The following is an 18024-nucleotide window of genomic DNA, read 5'->3' on the forward strand; positions in this document are numbered from 1 at the left end:
AAGCGGAGAATTCTTCATGGCATCGGCAGCGGAACAGCTTGCGTCAAACCTCAACTTCGCGGCCTTCGCCAAGGCTGAGGATCTCAAGAAGCGCATCTGGTTTACGCTTGGCGCACTGCTCGTTTATCGGCTTGGCACATACATCCCGATGCCGGGGATCAATCCCGAAGCCTTTGCGCAGGCGTTCCAGCAGCAATCGGGCGGCGTGTTGGGCATGTTCAACATGTTTGCCGGTGGCGCTGTCGAGCGCATGGCGATTTTTGCCCTTGGCATCATGCCCTACATCTCGGCCTCCATCATCATGCAGCTCATGACTTCGGTTGTTCCCTCGCTTGAGCAGCTGAAGAAGGAAGGAGAGCAGGGGCGTAAGGTCATCAATCAATACACCCGTTATGGCACGGTCATTCTGGCGACGGTTCAGGCCTACGGCATCGCCGTCGGGCTGGAGGGCGGCGCGAATATCGTTGCCGATCCGGGCTGGTTCTTCCGGATTTCAGCCGTGATCACGCTTGTTGGCGGCACCATGTTCCTGATGTGGCTGGGTGAGCAGATCACCGCTCGCGGCATCGGCAACGGTATTTCGCTGATCATCTTCTCCGGCATTGTGGCTGGTCTTCCTTCGGCCATTGGTGGCACTCTGGAGCTGGGTCGCACTGGCGCCCTGTCCACGGGTCTGATCCTTGCGATCATTGTTCTGGTGGTTGCCGTGATTGGCGTGATTGTGTTCTTCGAGCGTGCTCAGCGTCGGCTTCTGATCCAGTATCCGAAGCGTCAGGTCGGCAACCGCATGTTCCAGGGCGACACATCGCACCTGCCGCTCAAGCTGAACACGGCTGGTGTCATTCCGCCGATCTTCGCTTCCTCGCTGTTGCTGCTTCCGGCCACCGTGGCGGGTTTTTCCGACACAACGCAGCTTCCCGGCTGGGCATCGACGATGCTTGCTTCGCTTGGGCATGGTCAGCCACTGTTCATGATCCTTTACGCCGCGCTGATTGCATTCTTTGCATTCTTTTATACGGCGATCGTGTTCAATCCGAAGGATACGGCTGATCAGCTCAAGAAGCACTCAGGTTTTATTCCCGGCTATCGTCCCGGTGAGCGGACGGCCGAATACATCGATTACGTGCTGACCCGCATTACGGTCGTTGGCGCCATCTATCTTGTTTTGATCTGTCTTCTGCCCGAGTTCCTGATTTCGGCGACGGGCGTTCCCTTCTACCTTGGCGGCACTTCGCTGCTGATCGTGGTGAGCGTCACGCTGGATACGGTTGCTCAGATGCAGGGCCACCTCATTGCCCACCAGTATGAGGGACTGATCAAGAAATCCAAATTGCGTGGGGGTAAGAGGGGACGATGAGGCTTATACTTCTTGGACCGCCGGGAGCGGGCAAGGGCACGCAGGCCCAGCGGCTGGTCGAGAAGCACGGTGTACCGCAGCTCTCCACCGGAGACATGCTGAGAGCGGCTGTTGCTGCCGGAACCGAGGTTGGCAAACGCGCAAAAGCGGTGATGGATGCTGGAGAGCTGGTGTCCGATGAAATCGTGAATGCAATCGTCGCAGAACGCATCGACCAGCCAGATTGTGCAAACGGCTTTATCCTCGATGGATATCCACGCACTCTTGCTCAGGCCGACGCTGTCGAGGCCATGCTGGCCGAGCGTGGTGTCAAGCTTGATGCGACAATTGAGCTTGTGGTCGATGACACGGCCCTGGTTGGGCGCATTGAGAAACGCGCGCGCGATGCGGTTGCGGCCGGTCAGACACCGCGCAAGGATGACAATGCCGAGGTGTTCGACGAGCGCCTGCGCGAGTATTACAAGAAGACCGCAGCGTTAATCGGCTACTATCACGCCAAGGGCTTCCTGAAGCGTGTCGATGGCATGAATTCCATCGATGAGGTCACCGCAGAGATCGAGCGGGTGCTCGCCGCGCTCTGACGAGACATCCGGCATTCGGGATCGCTTGACTATCAGGCGCATATCCAGTAATGCCAGCCAGTCTCCTGATCGAACGAGTCGTTAGTCGGGCCAAATGGCTCGGCTAAATTGTTTTGCAGAGAGAGTTTCCTTCCCGCAAGGGCCGGCCTCCACCGGACGCGGGCAAACGCAGCGCCGGATCACCGGCTCACATGGAGAAGAAGATGGCCCGTATTGCAGGCGTCAACATTCCGACCAACAAGCGCGTCGTGATCGCGCTTCAGTATATTCACGGTATCGGTCCGAAGACCGCCGGGAACATCGTCAAGCAGGTCAACATTCCGCTTGAGCGTCGCGTCAGCGAGCTTACCGATGCCGAGATCCTCGCCATCCGCGAGACGATCGACCGTGACCTGCGCGTTGAGGGTGATCTTCGCCGCGAAGTTTCTATGAACATCAAGCGTCTGATGGATCTGGGCTGCTACCGCGGCCTGCGTCACCGTCGTTCGCTTCCGGTCCGCGGTCAGCGCACGCACACCAATGCGCGCACCCGCAAGGGCCCTGCCAAGGCGATCGCCGGCAAGAAGAAGTAATTTGGGTTGGCCGCGCTTTTTTGGAGCGCGGCTTTTCTCAGGTGGAGCCGCTGGTGTTACGGCGGTGTAGAGATCGACTGAAAGGAAGATTATGGCCAAGGAAGCCGCACGCGTTCGGCGTCGCGAACGTAAGAATATCTCGTCGGGTGTTGCTCACGTCAATTCGAGCTTCAACAACACGATGATCACCATCACGGATGCACAGGGCAATGCGATCGCCTGGTCGTCTGCAGGCGCACAGGGTTTCAAGGGTTCGCGCAAATCGACCCCGTTTGCTGCCCAGGTTGCCGCCGAGGATTGCGCACGCAAGGCTGCCGAACATGGCATGCGCACGCTTGAGGTAGAGGTTTCCGGTCCCGGTTCGGGTCGTGAATCCGCGCTTCGCGCGCTGCAGGCTGCCGGCTTCACCATCACGTCCATTCGCGATGTGACGCCGATCCCGCACAATGGTTGCCGTCCGCGCAAGAAGCGCCGCGTCTAATAAGAGTTTTGCCACAAGAGCGCTTCGGCGCTCCTCTGTGGTTTTCCAGATCGCCCGTCACGATTGGATGGTGGCGGGGTAACGGAAGGAACCCGGAATGATCCAGAAAAACTGGCAAGAGCTTATCAAGCCGAACAAGGTCGAGTTTTCGTCCAAGGGGCGCACCGTCACCACCCTGGTGGCCGAGCCGCTTGAGCGTGGCTTTGGTCTGACGCTCGGCAATGCGCTCCGGCGCGTGCTGCTTTCGTCGCTGCGCGGTGCGGCTGTGACCGCAGTGCAGATTGACGGTGTGCTGCACGAATTCTCGTCCATCCCCGGCGTGCGTGAAGATGTGACGGACATCGTCCTGAACATCAAGGAGATCGCGCTCTCCATGGAAGGCGAGGGCCCCAAGCGCATGGTTGTGCGCAAGCAGGGACCCGGCACCGTAACGGCTGGTGATATCCAGACCGTTGGCGACGTGGAGGTTCTCAACCCCGATCACGTGCTCTGCACGCTGGACGAGGGGGCAGAAATCCGCATGGAATTCACCGTCGACAACGGCAAGGGCTATGTGCCGGCAGACCGTAACCGTGCAGAAGATGCGCCGATCGGTCTGATCCCCGTCGACAGCCTCTACTCGCCGGTCAAGAAGGTCTCCTACAAGGTTGAGAACACCCGTGAGGGCCAGGTTCTTGATTATGACAAGCTGACCATGACCATCGAGACCAATGGTTCGGTAACCGGCGAGGATGCCGTCGCATTTGCAGCGCGCATCCTGCAGGATCAGCTTGCACTCTTCGTCAACTTCGAAGAGCCGCAGAAAGAGCAGCCTGCCGAACAGGTGGCCGAGCTTGCTTTCAACCCGGCGCTTCTCAAGAAGGTGGACGAGCTGGAGCTTTCGGTGCGCTCTGCAAACTGCCTGAAGAACGACAACATCGTTTACATCGGCGACTTGATCCAGAAGACGGAAGCCGAGATGCTGCGCACGCCGAACTTTGGCCGCAAGTCGCTCAACGAAATCAAGGAAGTGCTGGCTTCGATGGGCCTTCACCTCGGCATGGATGTCGAGGACTGGCCGCCGGAAAACATCGAAGAACTCGCCAAGCGCTACGAAGACCAATACTAGGCCCGTAGAGCCCGCTATGTTCGGGCGACGGGGATTGAAGGAGAAAGGCCATGCGTCACGGAAAATCCGGCCGCAAGCTGAACAGGACGGCAAGCCATCGCAAGGCGCTCTTTGCCAACATGGCGGCTTCGCTGATCGAACATGAACAGATCGTCACCACTCTGCCCAAGGCGAAGGAACTTCGCCCGATCGTGGAAAAACTGGTGACGCTCGGCAAGCGTGGTGATCTCCACGCCCGCCGTCAGGCGATTTCGGCGATCCGCGACGAGAGCCTCGTCAAGCGCCTGTTCGACGCGATCGCTCCACGTTATGCAGAGCGCAATGGTGGTTACACCCGCATCATGAAGGCGGGCTTCCGCCATGGCGACAATGCACCGATGGCCGTCATCGAGTTCGTTGATCGCGACGTGGAAGCAAAGGGCGCGGCCGACCGTGCGCGCCTCGAAGCCGAGGGCGGCAATGAAGAGGCGGAAGCCGCGTAATTCCGGCTTGCCTTGAACGTTCTTGAAAAAGGGGCTTTGCGGCCCCTTTTTTGTTGCCAAAATCCTGTTCTTGTCCGGCTTGGGCCTTTCAATGTGCACAATGCTCTGAGACAAGCATGCAGCGTTGGTGCACGATCATTTGCATTTTCTCAAAACGGATAGGGGCCAGGCATATGCGGATGCGTTCTGTTTTCCTAAGCGTCGTACTTGTTGCTTCTTTAACCGGTACTGTTCTGACGGCTTCCGTTCACGCTCAGCAGGATGACAGCGGTACCCTGCGCGGATTTCTTTCCGACCTGCTGGGTACGGATGAAAACGGGACGCTTGCGGTCCCTCAGCAGGACGCTGTGGAGCGTCGCGTGCCGTTCGGACAATCCGATATCCAGCTGTCCTTTGCGCCATTGGTCGAGGAGACGTCGCCTGCCGTGGTGAATGTTTATGCCTCTTCCACGGTGCAGGTTCGCTCACCCTTCATGGGCGACCCCTTTTTCGAACAGTTCTTTGGTCGTCCGCAGATGCCGCCTCGCGTACGCTCTTCCCTCGGCTCGGGTGTGCTTGTCGACCCGAGCGGTGTGATCGTGACGAACAATCACGTCATCAGCGATGCCGATGAGGTGAAGGTGGCCTTGGCGGACGGACGTGAGTTCGAGAGCGAGATCCTGTTGAAGGACAAGGCGCTCGATCTAGCGGTTCTGAAAATCACCAGCGATGAAGCCTTTCCCGCTGTGGGATTGGGCGATTCCGACAATCTCGAAGTCGGCGATCTCGTGCTTGCCATTGGCAATCCCTTCGGTGTCGGGCAGACCACAACCAGCGGCATCGTATCCGCGCTGGCGCGCAGCCATGTGGGTGTGTCCGATTTCGGGTTCTTCATCCAGACCGATGCGGCGATCAATCCGGGCAATTCCGGCGGTGCGCTGATCGACATGCGGGGGCAGGTGATCGGTATCAACACCGCCATTGTCAGCCGCAGCGGTGGCTCCATCGGCATCGGTTTTGCCATTCCCGCCAATATGGTGCGAGCGGTGGTGAATGCCGCGCTTTCCGGTGCGGAGACCTTTGAGCGGCCGTTCTTTGGGGCGTCCTTCGATCCAGTAACGGCACAGATTGCCGAAGCACTGGGCATGCAGCGTCCCGTCGGCGCGCTGGTTCGCGAAGTGGCGCCCGACAGTCCGGCCGAACGCGCCGGTCTGCGCCCCGGCGATGTGGTGGTTGCCATGGATGGTGCCGATATCCAACATCCCGATGCACTTGAGTACCGACTTGTCACCCATCCACTCGACGAAAAGGGTGCCATCGATGTTTTGCGCGACGGTCAAACGCTTGAACTCGGTTTCGAGCTGGAACGGCTTTCCGATGCCGATGCGCCAGACCCGGTTCTGCTTGACGGGAGAGGTCCATTCGCCGGAGCTTCGATTGCCGCGCTGGACCCGCGCCTTGCCCAGCGTCTGAAACTCCCGCTGAACCGGAAGGGTGTTATCGTCCTGGAGGTCGAGCCGCGTTCTCCTGCGGCCAGCATAGGCCTGCGCCCTGGTGACATTATCCGGGAGGTCAACGGAATCGAGATTGATGCCGTGGAGACAATGCAGGTGGTGGCCCGTGATACGTCGCGCCGCTGGGCCTTTGCCGTTGAGCGGGATGGCCGCATATTGCGTCAGCGCTTGCGCTTCTGAGTTGCCTGTTTGATGAATGACCGATGAGTGATCTGTTTGCCAATCCTGATGAGGACGGCGTGCGTGTGAACCGTCCGCTGGCCGATCGGCTGCGCCCGCAAAAGCTCGAAGATGTCGTGGGGCAGGAGCATTTGACGGGGCCAGACGGTGTTTTGACCCGCATGATTGCCAGCCGCTCACTCGGGTCGCTTGTCTTCTGGGGTCCGCCCGGAACCGGAAAAACCACCGTCGCTCGGCTCCTGGCCGGTGAAACCGATCTGGCCTTCGAGCAGATCTCGGCCATCTTTTCAGGCGTTGCCGACTTGAAAAAAGTGTTCGAGGCGGCCCGTCTCCGGCGCAGTCAGGGACGCCAGACGCTTTTGTTCGTCGACGAGATCCATCGCTTTAACCGCTCGCAGCAGGATTCCTTTCTGCCGGTGATGGAGGACGGCACTGTCGTGCTTGTTGGCGCGACAACGGAGAACCCGTCCTTCGAGCTAAACGCTGCTCTTCTGTCGCGCGCCCGTGTGCTGAATTTCAACACGCTCGGGCCGGAAAGCCTCTCGCGCCTGCTCGAACGCGCCGAAGCGCTGGAAGAAAAACCTCTGCCGCTGGATGAGGAGGCGCGGGCGGTTCTGGTACGCATGGCCGATGGTGATGGCCGTGCTTCGCTGACACTTGCCGAAGAAGTGTGGCGTGCCGCCCGTGAAGGCGAGGTGTTCGATGCCGAGGCGCTGCAGCGTGTCGCCCAGCGCCGGGCACCGGTCTATGACAAGGGACAGGACGGGCACTACAATCTGATTTCCGCCTTGCACAAATCCGTGCGCGGATCAGATCCCGACGCCGCGCTGTACTATCTGTGCCGCATGTTCGATGCGGGTGAGACGCCGCTTTATATCGGGCGCAGGCTGGTGCGCATGGCTGTGGAAGATATTGGCCTTGCCGACCCGCAGGCTCTTGTGATCGCCAATGCGGCCAAGGATGCCTACGAGTATCTCGGATCGCCGGAGGGCGAACTCGCTCTTGCGCAGGCCTGTGTCTATCTGGCGACGGCGCCGAAATCGAATGGGGTTTATACTGCGTTCAAACAGGCCTTTGCCGATGCAAAGGCCAACGGCTCCCTGCTTCCGCCGAAACACATCCTCAACGCGCCGACGAAACTCATGAAGGAGACCGGCTACGGGGCGGGCTACGCCTATGATCACGACCAGCCGGATGCGTTTTCGGGGCAAAACTACTTTCCCGAAGAGATGGGGCGAAGGCGCTATTACGATCCACCCGAGCGCGGATTCGAGCGCGAAATCCGCAAGCGGCTGGACTATTGGGCGCGCCTGCGCCGGGAGCGGGGAGAGCCCTGATGGCGAGGCTTGTTGATTTTTGCGCAGCTTCTGCGAAAAGGGCGGCATGAACCATCTGCTGATCGTTGCTGCCGGCGGGGCAATCGGCGCAAGCCTGAGACACCTGACCGGTCTCGTCGCCATGCGTATGCTCGGGGCTGCCTTTCCCTGGGGGACGCTGACGGTCAATCTGGTCGGCTCTTTCTTGATGGGTGTGTTCGTCGAGTGGCTTTCACGGCGTGCAGGCGCTTCGCCGGAATTGCGGCTGTTCATCGCTACGGGACTGCTCGGCGGGTTCACCACCTTTTCGGCGTTTTCGCTCGATGTTGCCGTCTTGTGGGAACGGGGTGAAGGCCTTCTTGCTGCGTCTTATGTGCTCGTCAGCGTTTGCGGGGCGATCGCCGCGTTGTTCGCAGGGCTTTATCTGGTTCGACATTTCGCCTGAGGCGATGATTTTTATGGATAGGTGAAATGGCTGGCGTACAGCAGATCAAAGTGGACAAGGACGAGAGCGGGATGCGGCTTGACCGTTGGTTCAAGGCGCATTTTCCGGGCCTCGGTTTCGGCCATTTGCAAAAGCTCCTTCGCTCCGGCCAGATCCGCGTGAGCGGCAGCCGCGCCAAGGCCGATACCCGGCTTGAGCCGGGGCAGGTGGTGCGTGTGCCTCCGCTCGACGTCGACCGCAAGGGCGACGGCCAGGCCACTGCCCACAGCCTGCGCAACACCGGCGATGCCGAAGCGCTTTCGCAGATGCTGCTCTACGAGGACCCGAAGGTCTTCGTCTTCAACAAGCCCGCCGGACTGGCCGTACAGGGCGGATCGGGCGTGAATCGTCATGTTGATGGAATGCTTGAGGCACTGCGCAACAAGAAGGGCGAAAAGCCGCGCCTGGTGCACCGCCTCGATCGCGACACGTCGGGCGTGCTTGTGGTGGCGCGTACCCGTCAGGCGGCCATGCGGCTTGCTGAAGCTTTCCGCGCCCGGGAAACGAAAAAGACCTATTGGGCGCTCGTCAAGGGCGTGCCCAACAGGGATGAAGCGCGCATCTCCACATGGCTTGCCAAGGAGCAGACCCCGGACGGAGACCGCATGCGTGTGGTCAAGCATGGCGAGCCGGATTCAGACCATGCTGTCTCGAACTATCGTGTGGTGGAGCGTGCTGGTTCTGCGCTCTCCTGGCTGGAAATGGAGCCTTACACGGGCCGCACGCACCAGCTGCGGGTGCACGCAGCGCATATCGGCTGCCCGATCATTGGCGACCCGAAATATTTCGAGGCGGATCAGAACTGGGAGTTTCCCGGCGGCATCCAGAAACGCCTGCACCTGCATGCGCGCCGCATCGTCATTCCGAACCCTGGTGGTGGCAAGATCGATGTGACGGCGCCGCTGTCTCCCCACATGCGCCAGAGCTGGAACCTTCTGGGGTTTGACGAAGGGGCTGCGGAGGAGGGGGCATGACGGCGCTCTCTGCCGGTGCCAATTCGGGCCGGCGTGATGCAATCGACGCGTTCGCGACCGTCATCATGATCGGACTGACACTGACGTGGGGTGTCAATCAGGTTGCCATCAAGCTGGCCAATATCGGTTTCAATCCGATGCTGTCCATGTTCTTGCGTTCGGCTGTGGCTACTCTGCTGGTTTTCCTCTGGTGCCAGTATCGCGGCATTCGCCTGTTCGAGCGTGACGCCACGCTTTGGCCGGGCATTCTGGCGGGGCTTCTGTTCGGGATTGAATTCATTCTCGTGTTTTTCGGGCTGGACTACACATCCGCCGCTCGGGGAGCGCTGATGCTGAACACCATGCCTTTCTGGGTTCTTCTCGGTGGCCACTTTTTCCTTGGCGAAAGGATGTCGGTCCTGAAATTCGGCGGGCTCCTTCTGGCATTCGCAGGCGTTGTGCTCGTTTTCTCGGACAGCCTCAGCCTGCCCGGGCCGGACGCGCTTTTCGGCGACGTTCTGTGTCTTGTCGCAGGTATTGCCTGGGCGGCAACGATTGTCGTCATCAAGCAGTCCCGGCTCTCGGATGTGGGAGCGGAGAAGACGCTGCTCTATCAGCTTTCCGTCTCTGCTTTGCTCACTGTGCCCTTCCTTCCGTTCGGCGGGCCGCTGCTGCGTGAGGTGAGCGCTCTGGCAACAGGTGCACTGGTGTTTCAGGCCGTGTTCGTTGTCTCCTTCACCTATCTGGTCTGGTTCTGGCTGATGCGGCGTTACCCGGCATCGGGGCTTTCCAGTTTTGCATTCCTGACACCGGTCTTTGGGGTGCTGTCTGGTGGCCTTCTTCTGGGCGAACCCCTGACCATCAAAATCCTTCTGGCTCTTTGTCTGATCACGCTTGGGCTGACCGTGGTCAATCGGCCACGGCGTCGTGTCGTTCCCGGCTAGCGAAATGACAAACACAACATATATGAAGACCCATGCGTGACCTTCTGAACGATCTTGAAAGCGGAAAGACCCCTGCCGAGCTCGACCCGATCCGCCGAGCGCAGAGCACCATTCGCAAACCATTGCCCAAACGCTTCTACAAGGACGTTTCGGTAAGCGCTGGAGAGGAGGGGGGCTTTGCCGTTCAACTCGACGGCAAAACCGTACGAACGCCAGGCGGGAATGCCGTGCTTCTGCCTAACGAGGCAACGGCGCACCTGGTGGCGGAAGAATATGGGGCGCAGGGGGAGCATATCGATCCTGCCACCATGCCGGTCACACGCCTCGTCAATACGGCGGTGGACGGTGTGGCCGTTCACTCGCAGGCGGTTCTGGAGGACGTTTTGCGCTATGCCACGGGCGATCTGGTCTGCTACCGCGCAGAAACGCCGGAGCGGCTGGTTGCCTTGCAGGCTCAGGCCTGGGATCCGGTTCTGGACTGGGCGCAGTCGCACATGGGTGCGCATTTCGTCTTGGCCGAAGGTGTGATCCATGTGGAGCAGCCCCGAGAGACGATTGCTGCCGTCAGCGCCTATCTGCGTCAGAAAAGCGAGCCATTCCGGCTTGCGGCTCTGCATGTGATGACTTCGTTGATGGGGTCGGCGCTGCTCGCGCTTGCCGTTGATGCCGGGGCCCTCGAACCGGAGGCTGCGTGGGCAGCTGCGCATGTGGACGAGGACTGGAATATTTCGATGTGGGGGGAGGATGGCGAGGCCGCGCAGCGCCGCGCTTTTCGCCAGCGCGACATGATGGCTGCCGCAAAGCTTCTGGCCGCGCTCGATTGATGGGTTTGAGCGGCCCTGCCGCCCGGTTGCCAAGGTGCTCAGTTGCCAAGGTGCTCAGTTGCCTGAGAACATCTGGTAGAGAACGGCTGAAATCTCGCTTTCAAGCGGGAACGAAAGCATGCCCATGACCGAGTATCCGAGCAGCCAGGGCATGAGATAGAACCGGATCATGAAGAAGAACCACGCCACATAGATCGGCACCAGTGGTTCGAGCAGAAACCCCGGCGTCACCGGCCGGAACAGTTTGAGGATCGGGTTCGTCACGCGCACGAAGAAGCGCATGAAGAAAAAACTGGAATCTTCCGGCAGGAAGACGTTCATGGCCGCGCGTCCGATCAGCGTCCACATGATGACGCCAAGAACGTAGTCGAGCGCCAGCACCCAGATTGGGAAGGCGGCCAGTGTTTCCTGCATGCAAAGTCTCCCCGGACGTGAAGAGGGGCGGTTCTTTTCCGCCCCGCTTGTGAGACCCTAAACCGCTTCGCCATTTCATGGAAACAGCGAAGCGATCCAATGACATCTTCCACGCGGTTGTTCGTGTGAAACGATGAGCGTTTCACACAGGCCGCGCTGGCGCAGCTCAGTGCTTGTCGGCAAGAATCGCCGGACCTGTGGGCACGCGGGTCTCTTCAACCATGCGCTGGATTTCCTCATCGGGCGCCGGTGTCAGCAGAGTGACGACGACCATCGAAATCAGGCTGACAGCCATGCCGACAATTCCGAAACGCAGATGGTCAAGACCGAACCACGGCGTTCCGCCAGTGTAGACATAGTAGAGGTAAAGGACGCCTGAAATGAAACCTGCCGCCATGCCGGCAACTGCACCCGGTCGGTTGGCCCGTTTCCACCACACGCCAAGAACGAGCGGGAAGAACAGGCCGGAACAGGCGAAACAGAACGCCCATGCCACCGCGCCCAGAATGCCGGTAAGCTGCAGCGAGGCGATCAGGGCACCCAGAGCACCAATGCCGAACAGCAACACGCGCGCAACGATCAACCGAACCGCCGTGTCGGCTTTCGGATCGATCATCTTGTAGTAGAGATCGTGGCTCAGCGCATTGGCGATCGCCAGAAGCAGGCCGTCCGCGGTGGACATGGCTGCTGCCATGCCGCCGGCAGCGACAAGGCCCGAGATCACATAGGGCAGTCCCGCGATTTCAGGCGTGGCGAGGACGACGATGTCCGGTCGCATGAAGAACTCGTTCAGCTGCAGGATTCCGTCGCCATTCTGGTCTGAAATGGCCAGGAAGCCTACACTTGCCCAGTTCTGGATCCAGGCGAGCGACGCCACTTCCTCGAACGGTTTGCCAATGATGGCCGTTGGCAGGTTGGGGTCGAGCAGTTGCAGTTTGGTGAGTGTCGCCAGTGCCGGAGCGGTGAAGTACAGCAGGAAGATGAACAACAGCGACCAAGCGACAGATTTGCGTGCCGAACGAACGGTCGGCGTCGTGAAGTAGCGCATTAGGATGTGGGGCAGGGAAGCCGTGCCGCACATCATGCATAACGCCAGCGTGATGAATTTCCACTCCGCGTAATCGCCCACGGGGCCCGTATGGGGCGTGGTGAGCACGGAAAGGCCGGCGATGGCCTCGGCTGGCGGATTGAGTCCGTACTGGGCTTCAAGCTGCGCCATGGTGGAAGCTGCTTCACCATAGGTGAAGTGCGGGATGATGCCAAAACCCTGCACATTCGACATCCAGATCACCGGGACCAGATAGGCAACGATGAGAACGATGTACTGGGCCACCTGCGTCCAGGTCACCGCGCGCATTCCTCCCAGCATGGAGCACAGAAGAATGCCCAGAAGACCCAGCCAGACACCCCACGAAAAAGGAATGTGCAGCGCACGTGCGGCAATCGTGCCGGTCGCGTTGATCTGTGCCGTCACATAGGTGAACGAAGCAACAACCAGAACGATAACAGCGCACAGACGCGCCAGATTGCCTCCATATCGCGTGCCAATGAAATCGGGCACCGTGTAACAGCCGAATTTGCGCAGATAGGGCGCCATCAGCGAGTTGACGAGAAGGTAACCGCCCGTCCAGCCAACGATGAAGGCCATATAGCCATAACCGCCAAAATAGACCCCGCCGGCGAGCGCAACAAAAGAAGCGCCCGACATCCAGTCGGCCGCTGTCGCCATACCGTTGTAGACGGCGGGGACCTGCCGTCCCGCCACATAATAGGCGTCCACCTCCATGGTGCGCGATAACCAGCCGATCAAGGCGTAGATCGCGATGGTGAAGGCGACGAAGAGAATTCCGATCGTATCGGCACCGACGCCAAGTTGTTCCAGAATTGCCATCAAGAGAATGAAGGCAACGAAACCGCCGGTGTAGATGGCGTAGACCCGACCGATATTGTCGATGAACCGTCCCTGAATCAAAGCCATGCCGGTTCCTCCCTAGTCTTCGCCGAAGCCGAATTCGTCATCGATCGCATCCTGGCGCCAGTTCTGCGCCCAGATGATGATGACGAAGGCCAATAACGAACCCTGGGCTATCATGTAATAGCCAAACGGAAAGCCCAGAAAGGTGAATTGATTGAGTGTCGTAACCATGGCGGGAACGACAAGTGCAAAGAACGCCCAGAGGGCCAGAACCACGATGGTCAGGTTCCTTGTCTTGGCCCAGTAACGATCCCGCACATCATCTGCGTTGTTAGCGGACATTTTTGTCCTCCTCCCTAAAAACGTCAGCGACGAAAGTCGTTAACTAGCGCCATTGCAGTTCTTGGGATTAGGAATCACAATGGCATCTCTCAAGCATTGGTCATCTTTAAATCAATGAAAATCGAGACATTGGTCGTATGACGAAAGGACTTGTCTGATGGGCGCTGCCTGGTCGAGGGGGATGTCTCTGGTGCGCGAAGCGGCTGCCCGCTTCCGCCTGCGCCTGGAGAAGGGGAGGATCGAGGATATCCCGGCGCTCTGCGACTTCGTTGCCACCCGATCCTCCTTCGTCGCCCAGAAGAAGCTCTACGGCTATCTGAAGGCCCGCATGGGCACGCGATACCCGTCCATGTTCGAAGATGATGTCTTCGTAGAGTCCATCAACATCGCGAAGCTGCATGTTTTCGCCGCCTGTCTTTCAGACCTGACCGTTTATGCGGTGGCCAGGGTGGCCCCGTGCGAGGGAATGGATCGTGATGAGATCACGGCGCTGGCACACCACTGTTTTGAAGCAGGTCTGGCCCACAATGGCGAAAACCTTCCCGATGAGGAAACGGTCTGGAAGTGGCGGGACAGGTTCGCCTCCCGCATCCGCGATCTGCACTGGCAAAATGCTGGGGCCGGGTTCGATTGTTTCGTGGAAAGCCCGCAGGCCCTCTACAAATGGGCGCCGATCGCCGACGAGTTGAAAAAATACGACCGGGAAATCATTGAAAACTCGATCCGGTTCGCTTTTGGCGAAGTCACCCGTTCCTTCCGGCAGCGCGCGGATCCGGCAGCGCTCGCGAGGCACTGGTGCGAGCGCGGGGCGTCCGCCTGAAAAGAAAAAGGCCCCATCCGAAGACGGGGCCCTGATCGATCGGCAATCTGCGGTCAGACCGAGTAGTACATCTCGAACTCGACCGGATGCGGCGTCATTTCATAGCGCAGCACTTCTGCCATCTTCAACTCGATATAGGCGTCGATCTGGTCGTCGTCGAACACGCCGCCAACCTTGAGGAAACCACGATCCTTGTCGAGGCTCATGAGAGCTTCGCGCAGCGAGCCGCAAACGGTGGGAACCTTTTTCAGCTCTTTCGCCGGCAGGTCGTAGAGATCCTTGTCCATGGCTTCGCCGGGGTGGATCTTGTTCTTGATGCCGTCGAGACCGGCCATCAGGAGCGCGGCGAAAGCAAGATACGGGTTCGCGCCCGGATCGGGGAAGCGGACCTCGACACGCTTGGCCTTCGGTGAGGAGCCGAAGGGGATGCGGCAGGAGGCCGAGCGGTTGCGGGCCGAGTAGGCGAGAAGGACAGGCGCTTCGAAGCCGGGCACCAGACGCTTGTAGGAATTGGTGATCGGGTTGGTGAAGGCATTGATCGCCTTGGCATGCTTGATCACGCCGCCGATATAGTAAAGGCAGTTTTCAGACAGGCCCGCATATTCGTTGCCGGCGAAGGTCGGCTTTCCGTCTTTCCAGATCGACTGGTGAACATGCATGCCCGACCCGTTGTCGCCATAGACGGGCTTGGGCATGAAGGTCGCGGTTTTGCCATAGGCATTGGCAACCTGATGAACGCCATACTTGAATTTCTGAACGCTGTCCGCGCTCTTCAGAAGCGTTTCGAACTTGATGCCCAGCTCGTGCTGCGCGGCACCAACTTCATGGTGGTGCTTTTCGACGATGACACCCATCTCGGAGAGAACGGTGAGCATTTCGGAGCGCATGTCCTGCGCCGAGTCGATCGGCGGGACCGGGAAGTAGCCGCCCTTCATGCGCGGGCGATGGCCCAGATTGCCGGTTTCGTATTCCGCATCGTCATTGGTCGGAAGCTCGCTGCAGTCAAGCTTGAACCCGGTGTTGTAGGGATCGGCCTTGTACTTCACGTCGTCGAAGATGAAGAATTCCGGCTCGGGACCCACATAGACGGTGTCGCCGATGCCTTCGGACTTCAGATAGGCCTCTGCCTTCTTGGCCGTGCCGCGCGGATCGCGATTGTAGGCCTCGCCCGAGACCGGGTCGAGAATGTCGCAGACAACTGCCATCGTGGACTGGGCGAAAAACGGGTCCATGTGGGCGGTGTCTGGTTCCGGCATGAGAACCATGTCGGACTCGTTGATGGCTTTCCAGCCGGCGATGGACGATCCGTCGAACATGACGCCGTCGGCAAACATGTCCTCGTCCACGGCGGAGACATCCATCGTTACATGGTGAAGTTTGCCCTTGGGATCCGTGAAGCGCAGGTCGACGAACTTCACGTCGTTTTCCTTGATCTGCTTCATGAGGTCTTGTGCAGTGGTCATATTCGCCTTCCTATTTGCGATTGTCTTGCCTGTTGAACCCCGAAACGTTCGGGGAAAGAAATTGGTGGTCGATCAGACCGCGTCTGCCCCGGTTTCGCCGGTGCGGATGCGGATCACCTCTTCCACATTGGTCACGAAGATCTTGCCATCGCCGATCCGGCCCGTCTGGGCCGCCTTGCGAATGGCCTCGATTGCCGCGTCAACGGTTTCGTCCGGAAGAACGACTTCAATTTTCACCTTGGGGAGAAAATCAACGACATATTCCGCTCCGCGATAGAGTTCCGTGTGCCCCTTCTGACGCCCGAAACCCTTCGCTTCGATAACCGTGATGCCCTGAAGGCCGATCTCCTGAAGGGCTTCCTTCACTTCGTCCAGCTTGAAGGGTTTGATGATCGCTTCGACCTTTTTCATGCCTCAGTGGCCTCCAAATGAATTCAGGAACGGGGTGCCCGCGCCCCCAAGTGGCTCCGGTTCAGTCCAAGCACGAAACATGCCAACTCTCGCAGAGTACCTTGCACGAAGCGTGCCAGTTGCTGCATTCTGTGCCGCGGTTGCAGGAAGGCGCGACATTTCACAGGCGCAGCCATGCTAGGCGAGCTCTTCAGGATGACAAGAGGGAACCCCGGAGTGCAGCAACTGCATTCACATGGTTGCCTAAAAAATGTGCAGATCGCCGAAGAAAGCGGCATGTTGAATGCGTATTGAACTTCTGACTCCGGAAGAAATGAGCGATCTGGATCGGCGTGCCATCGCGTCGGGTCCGCTCGATGGTTATGCCCTGATGCAGAATGCGGGCGCGGCGGTTGTCGCAGAGATCCTTGCCCACTTCCCGACCTCCCGCCCGATTGGCATTGTCTGCGGGCCGGGCAACAATGGTGGCGATGGATATGTGGTGGCGCGCCTTCTGGCCGAGCGCGGTCTGGAGGTTTCACTCTTTGCCGATGAGGCTCCACCGGAGGGCAGCGATGCCGCCAGGGCGCGCAAGGCGTGCCCCTTGGTTCCCGTGCCCTTTTCCCGGTTCGATGCGGAAGCCCATGGGCTTGTGGTGGATGCGCTGTTTGGCGCGGGCCTGGCAAGGCCTGTCGAGGGGGCGGAGGCACGCTTGATCGAAGCTGTTCGGGCTGCGGCGCTGCCGGTGGTTGCGATTGACCTGCCTTCCGGTGTTTCCGGGGCCACCGGCAAGCCGCTCGGAGTGGCGTTCGAAGCCAGGCTGACCGTTACATTCGTCGCCAGAAAGCCCGGGCATCTCCTTTTGCCCGGGCGTCAGCTCTGTGGCCAGCTTGTGGTTGCCGATATCGGCATTCACGCCTCCGTGATCGACGAGGCGGGGATTTCGCTTTGGGAAAACGGGCCGGCGGTCTGGAAGAGGCTTTATCCCGGTGTACGCGTTGATGCGCATAAATATTCGCGCGGGCATGTGGCTGTCATATCCGGTGGTGCCGCCTCGACCGGAGCCGCCCGTCTGGCCGCCCGTGGGGCAGCGCGCGCGGGGGCGGGGGCAGTCACCGTGCTCTCTCCGGCCGGCGCGCTGCCGGTCAATGCCATGCACCTGACATCGATCATGTTGGCCAGGGGGGAGACGGCGGATGAACTGGTGGACTTCTGTCGCACGCGAAAGCCGGCGACCGCGGTCCTCGGTCCGGGCGCGGGGACGGGTGAGCGAACACGGGAGTTTGCCTGTCGCCTGCTCCTGAACGTGGAGGGGCTCAAGGGGCTCGTGCTGGATGCCGATGCGATCACGGCATTTGCAGGTGATCCCGAAACACTCTTCTCGATGCTGAAAGCCTCCGCGGTCGAATCTGTCCTGACCCCGCATGAAGGTGAGTTTCTTCGCCTGTTTCCCGATCTTGGGGACGCTTTGGACAGATCCAAGGTCGAGCGCGCGCGGCAGGCGGCAGAACGGTCCGGCGCCACGGTTGTGTTGAAAGGGGCAGACACTGTGGTCGCTGCGTCTGACGGGCGGGCGGTGATCAATTCAAATGGCGTGAGCCATCTGGCCACGGCTGGCTCGGGCGATGTTCTGGCAGGGATCACTGCCAGTCTCATGGCGCAGGCAATGCCGGCCTTTGAAGCTGCCTGTGCGGCAGTCTGGCTTCATGCCGAGGCCGGGCGGTTGTTTGGCATGGGGCTGATTGCCGAAGACCTTCCCGAAGAGCTGCCGCAGGTTTTCAAGAACCTCTTTCCCGAACCGACCGGCTAAAACACGCGCCGCCTGCGTTCTGTCGCCTTCCGCGCCCCGGGCGGTCACGGAGGCAGGTGCTGAGCTCCTAGCGTTGCAAGAGCCCCTCATTGTGC

General features: G+C 59.8%; 19 protein-coding genes. 14 read left to right on the forward strand and 5 right to left on the reverse strand.

The features are described from left to right. Positions 1-16 precede the first annotated feature (16 nt). From secY to AB2N04_RS11930, 12 genes are all read left to right on the forward strand, one after another. Positions 17-1357, forward strand: a complete 1341-nt coding sequence (secY, locus tag AB2N04_RS11875) for a preprotein translocase subunit SecY (RefSeq protein WP_367714680.1) — start codon at positions 17-19, stop codon at positions 1355-1357. Beyond that, complete coding sequence (locus tag AB2N04_RS11880) at positions 1354-1938, forward strand: adenylate kinase (RefSeq protein ID WP_367714681.1); 585 nt, start codon at positions 1354-1356, stop codon at positions 1936-1938. Before secY ends, AB2N04_RS11880 begins: the two co-directional genes overlap by 4 nt. Before the next feature lie 203 nt (positions 1939-2141). Next, positions 2142-2510 (forward strand): 30S ribosomal protein S13, encoded by a 369-nt coding sequence (gene rpsM / locus AB2N04_RS11885; RefSeq protein ID WP_367714682.1) that lies wholly within the window; start codon positions 2142-2144, stop codon positions 2508-2510. 91 nt (positions 2511-2601) lie between these two features. After that, entirely contained in the window at positions 2602-2991 is a 390-nt protein-coding gene (gene rpsK, locus AB2N04_RS11890; RefSeq protein ID WP_007009537.1) for a 30S ribosomal protein S11, read from the forward strand. 97 nt (positions 2992-3088) lie between these two features. Then, a complete protein-coding gene (locus AB2N04_RS11895) occupies positions 3089-4099 on the forward strand; it encodes a DNA-directed RNA polymerase subunit alpha (protein ID WP_367714683.1) in 1011 nt (336 codons plus the stop codon). 50 nt (positions 4100-4149) lie between these two features. After that, positions 4150-4581, forward strand: a complete 432-nt coding sequence (gene rplQ / locus AB2N04_RS11900; protein WP_367714684.1) for a 50S ribosomal protein L17 — start codon at positions 4150-4152, stop codon at positions 4579-4581. A 179-nt stretch (positions 4582-4760) separates the two neighbouring features. Continuing rightward, complete coding sequence (locus AB2N04_RS11905; RefSeq protein ID WP_367714685.1) at positions 4761-6254, forward strand: DegQ family serine endoprotease; 1494 nt, start codon at positions 4761-4763, stop codon at positions 6252-6254. A 23-nt stretch (positions 6255-6277) separates the two neighbouring features. Next, on the forward strand, positions 6278-7591 hold the full coding sequence (locus AB2N04_RS11910) for a replication-associated recombination protein A (protein ID WP_367714686.1): 1314 nt from the start codon (positions 6278-6280) through the stop codon (positions 7589-7591). A gap of 46 nt (positions 7592-7637) precedes the next feature. Then, positions 7638-8015 carry a fluoride efflux transporter CrcB gene (crcB, locus tag AB2N04_RS11915; RefSeq protein ID WP_367714687.1) on the forward strand — a complete coding sequence of 126 codons (378 nt, stop codon included), beginning with the start codon at positions 7638-7640 and terminating at the stop codon, positions 8013-8015. Positions 8016-8041: 26 nt separating this feature from the next. Continuing rightward, a complete protein-coding gene (locus AB2N04_RS11920; RefSeq protein ID WP_367714688.1) occupies positions 8042-9028 on the forward strand; it encodes an RluA family pseudouridine synthase in 987 nt (328 codons plus the stop codon). Further along, positions 9025-9951 (forward strand): DMT family transporter, encoded by a 927-nt coding sequence (locus AB2N04_RS11925; protein WP_367714689.1) that lies wholly within the window; start codon positions 9025-9027, stop codon positions 9949-9951. The genes AB2N04_RS11920 and AB2N04_RS11925 overlap by 4 nt, the downstream gene beginning before the upstream one ends. 32 nt (positions 9952-9983) lie before the next feature. Continuing rightward, positions 9984-10775 carry an ATP12 family chaperone protein gene (locus tag AB2N04_RS11930; protein ID WP_367714690.1) on the forward strand — a complete coding sequence of 264 codons (792 nt, stop codon included), beginning with the start codon at positions 9984-9986 and terminating at the stop codon, positions 10773-10775. Between the two features lie 54 nt (positions 10776-10829). On the opposite strand, the gene AB2N04_RS11935 is transcribed toward AB2N04_RS11930, so the two are convergent. From AB2N04_RS11935 to AB2N04_RS11945, 3 genes are all read right to left on the reverse strand, one after another. Further along, positions 10830-11189 (reverse strand): YggT family protein, encoded by a 360-nt coding sequence (locus tag AB2N04_RS11935; RefSeq protein WP_367714691.1) that lies wholly within the window; start codon positions 11187-11189, stop codon positions 10830-10832. A gap of 166 nt (positions 11190-11355) precedes the next feature. Continuing rightward, on the reverse strand, positions 11356-13167 hold the full coding sequence (locus AB2N04_RS11940) for a sodium:solute symporter family protein (protein WP_367714692.1): 1812 nt from the start codon (positions 13165-13167) through the stop codon (positions 11356-11358). 12 nt (positions 13168-13179) lie between these two features. Next, a complete protein-coding gene (locus AB2N04_RS11945; protein ID WP_367714693.1) occupies positions 13180-13446 on the reverse strand; it encodes a DUF4212 domain-containing protein in 267 nt (88 codons plus the stop codon). Positions 13447-13603: 157 nt separating this feature from the next. Between AB2N04_RS11945 and AB2N04_RS11950 the strand changes: the two genes are divergently transcribed. After that, a complete protein-coding gene (locus AB2N04_RS11950; RefSeq protein WP_367714694.1) occupies positions 13604-14266 on the forward strand; it encodes a hypothetical protein in 663 nt (220 codons plus the stop codon). A 53-nt stretch (positions 14267-14319) separates the two neighbouring features. Here AB2N04_RS11950 and glnA read toward each other — a convergent pair whose 3' ends face one another. Together glnA and AB2N04_RS11960 are read right to left on the reverse strand one after the other, a co-directional pair. Further along, a complete protein-coding gene (gene glnA, locus AB2N04_RS11955; protein WP_367714695.1) occupies positions 14320-15729 on the reverse strand; it encodes a type I glutamate--ammonia ligase in 1410 nt (469 codons plus the stop codon). Positions 15730-15801: 72 nt separating this feature from the next. Next, positions 15802-16140 carry a P-II family nitrogen regulator gene (locus tag AB2N04_RS11960; RefSeq protein WP_007009552.1) on the reverse strand — a complete coding sequence of 113 codons (339 nt, stop codon included), beginning with the start codon at positions 16138-16140 and terminating at the stop codon, positions 15802-15804. Positions 16141-16423: 283 nt separating this feature from the next. On the opposite strand from AB2N04_RS11960, the gene AB2N04_RS11965 reads away from it, so the two are divergent. Next, positions 16424-17929 carry an NAD(P)H-hydrate dehydratase gene (locus AB2N04_RS11965; protein WP_367714696.1) on the forward strand — a complete coding sequence of 502 codons (1506 nt, stop codon included), beginning with the start codon at positions 16424-16426 and terminating at the stop codon, positions 17927-17929. Positions 17930-18024: the final 95 nt, after the last annotated feature.

Source organism: Nitratireductor sp. GISD-1A_MAKvit (assembly GCF_040819555.1).
Classification (GTDB): domain Bacteria; phylum Pseudomonadota; class Alphaproteobacteria; order Rhizobiales; family Rhizobiaceae; genus Nitratireductor.

Coding starts and splice junctions, on each gene's coding strand:
- secY (WP_367714680.1), top strand. CDS start 17: ATGGCATCGGCAGCGGAACAGCTTGCGTCAAACCTCAACTTCGCGGCC.
- AB2N04_RS11880 (WP_367714681.1), top strand. CDS start 1,354: ATGAGGCTTATACTTCTTGGACCGCCGGGAGCGGGCAAGGGCACGCAG.
- rpsM (WP_367714682.1), top strand. CDS start 2,142: ATGGCCCGTATTGCAGGCGTCAACATTCCGACCAACAAGCGCGTCGTG.
- rpsK (WP_007009537.1), top strand. CDS start 2,602: ATGGCCAAGGAAGCCGCACGCGTTCGGCGTCGCGAACGTAAGAATATC.
- AB2N04_RS11895 (WP_367714683.1), top strand. CDS start 3,089: ATGATCCAGAAAAACTGGCAAGAGCTTATCAAGCCGAACAAGGTCGAG.
- rplQ (WP_367714684.1), top strand. CDS start 4,150: ATGCGTCACGGAAAATCCGGCCGCAAGCTGAACAGGACGGCAAGCCAT.
- AB2N04_RS11905 (WP_367714685.1), top strand. CDS start 4,761: ATGCGTTCTGTTTTCCTAAGCGTCGTACTTGTTGCTTCTTTAACCGGT.
- AB2N04_RS11910 (WP_367714686.1), top strand. CDS start 6,278: ATGAGTGATCTGTTTGCCAATCCTGATGAGGACGGCGTGCGTGTGAAC.
- crcB (WP_367714687.1), top strand. CDS start 7,638: ATGAACCATCTGCTGATCGTTGCTGCCGGCGGGGCAATCGGCGCAAGC.
- AB2N04_RS11920 (WP_367714688.1), top strand. CDS start 8,042: ATGGCTGGCGTACAGCAGATCAAAGTGGACAAGGACGAGAGCGGGATG.
- AB2N04_RS11925 (WP_367714689.1), top strand. CDS start 9,025: ATGACGGCGCTCTCTGCCGGTGCCAATTCGGGCCGGCGTGATGCAATC.
- AB2N04_RS11930 (WP_367714690.1), top strand. CDS start 9,984: ATGCGTGACCTTCTGAACGATCTTGAAAGCGGAAAGACCCCTGCCGAG.
- AB2N04_RS11935 (WP_367714691.1), bottom strand. CDS start 11,189: ATGCAGGAAACACTGGCCGCCTTCCCAATCTGGGTGCTGGCGCTCGAC.
- AB2N04_RS11940 (WP_367714692.1), bottom strand. CDS start 13,167: ATGGCTTTGATTCAGGGACGGTTCATCGACAATATCGGTCGGGTCTAC.
- AB2N04_RS11945 (WP_367714693.1), bottom strand. CDS start 13,446: ATGTCCGCTAACAACGCAGATGATGTGCGGGATCGTTACTGGGCCAAG.
- AB2N04_RS11950 (WP_367714694.1), top strand. CDS start 13,604: ATGGGCGCTGCCTGGTCGAGGGGGATGTCTCTGGTGCGCGAAGCGGCT.
- glnA (WP_367714695.1), bottom strand. CDS start 15,729: ATGACCACTGCACAAGACCTCATGAAGCAGATCAAGGAAAACGACGTG.
- AB2N04_RS11960 (WP_007009552.1), bottom strand. CDS start 16,140: ATGAAAAAGGTCGAAGCGATCATCAAACCCTTCAAGCTGGACGAAGTG.
- AB2N04_RS11965 (WP_367714696.1), top strand. CDS start 16,424: ATGCGTATTGAACTTCTGACTCCGGAAGAAATGAGCGATCTGGATCGG.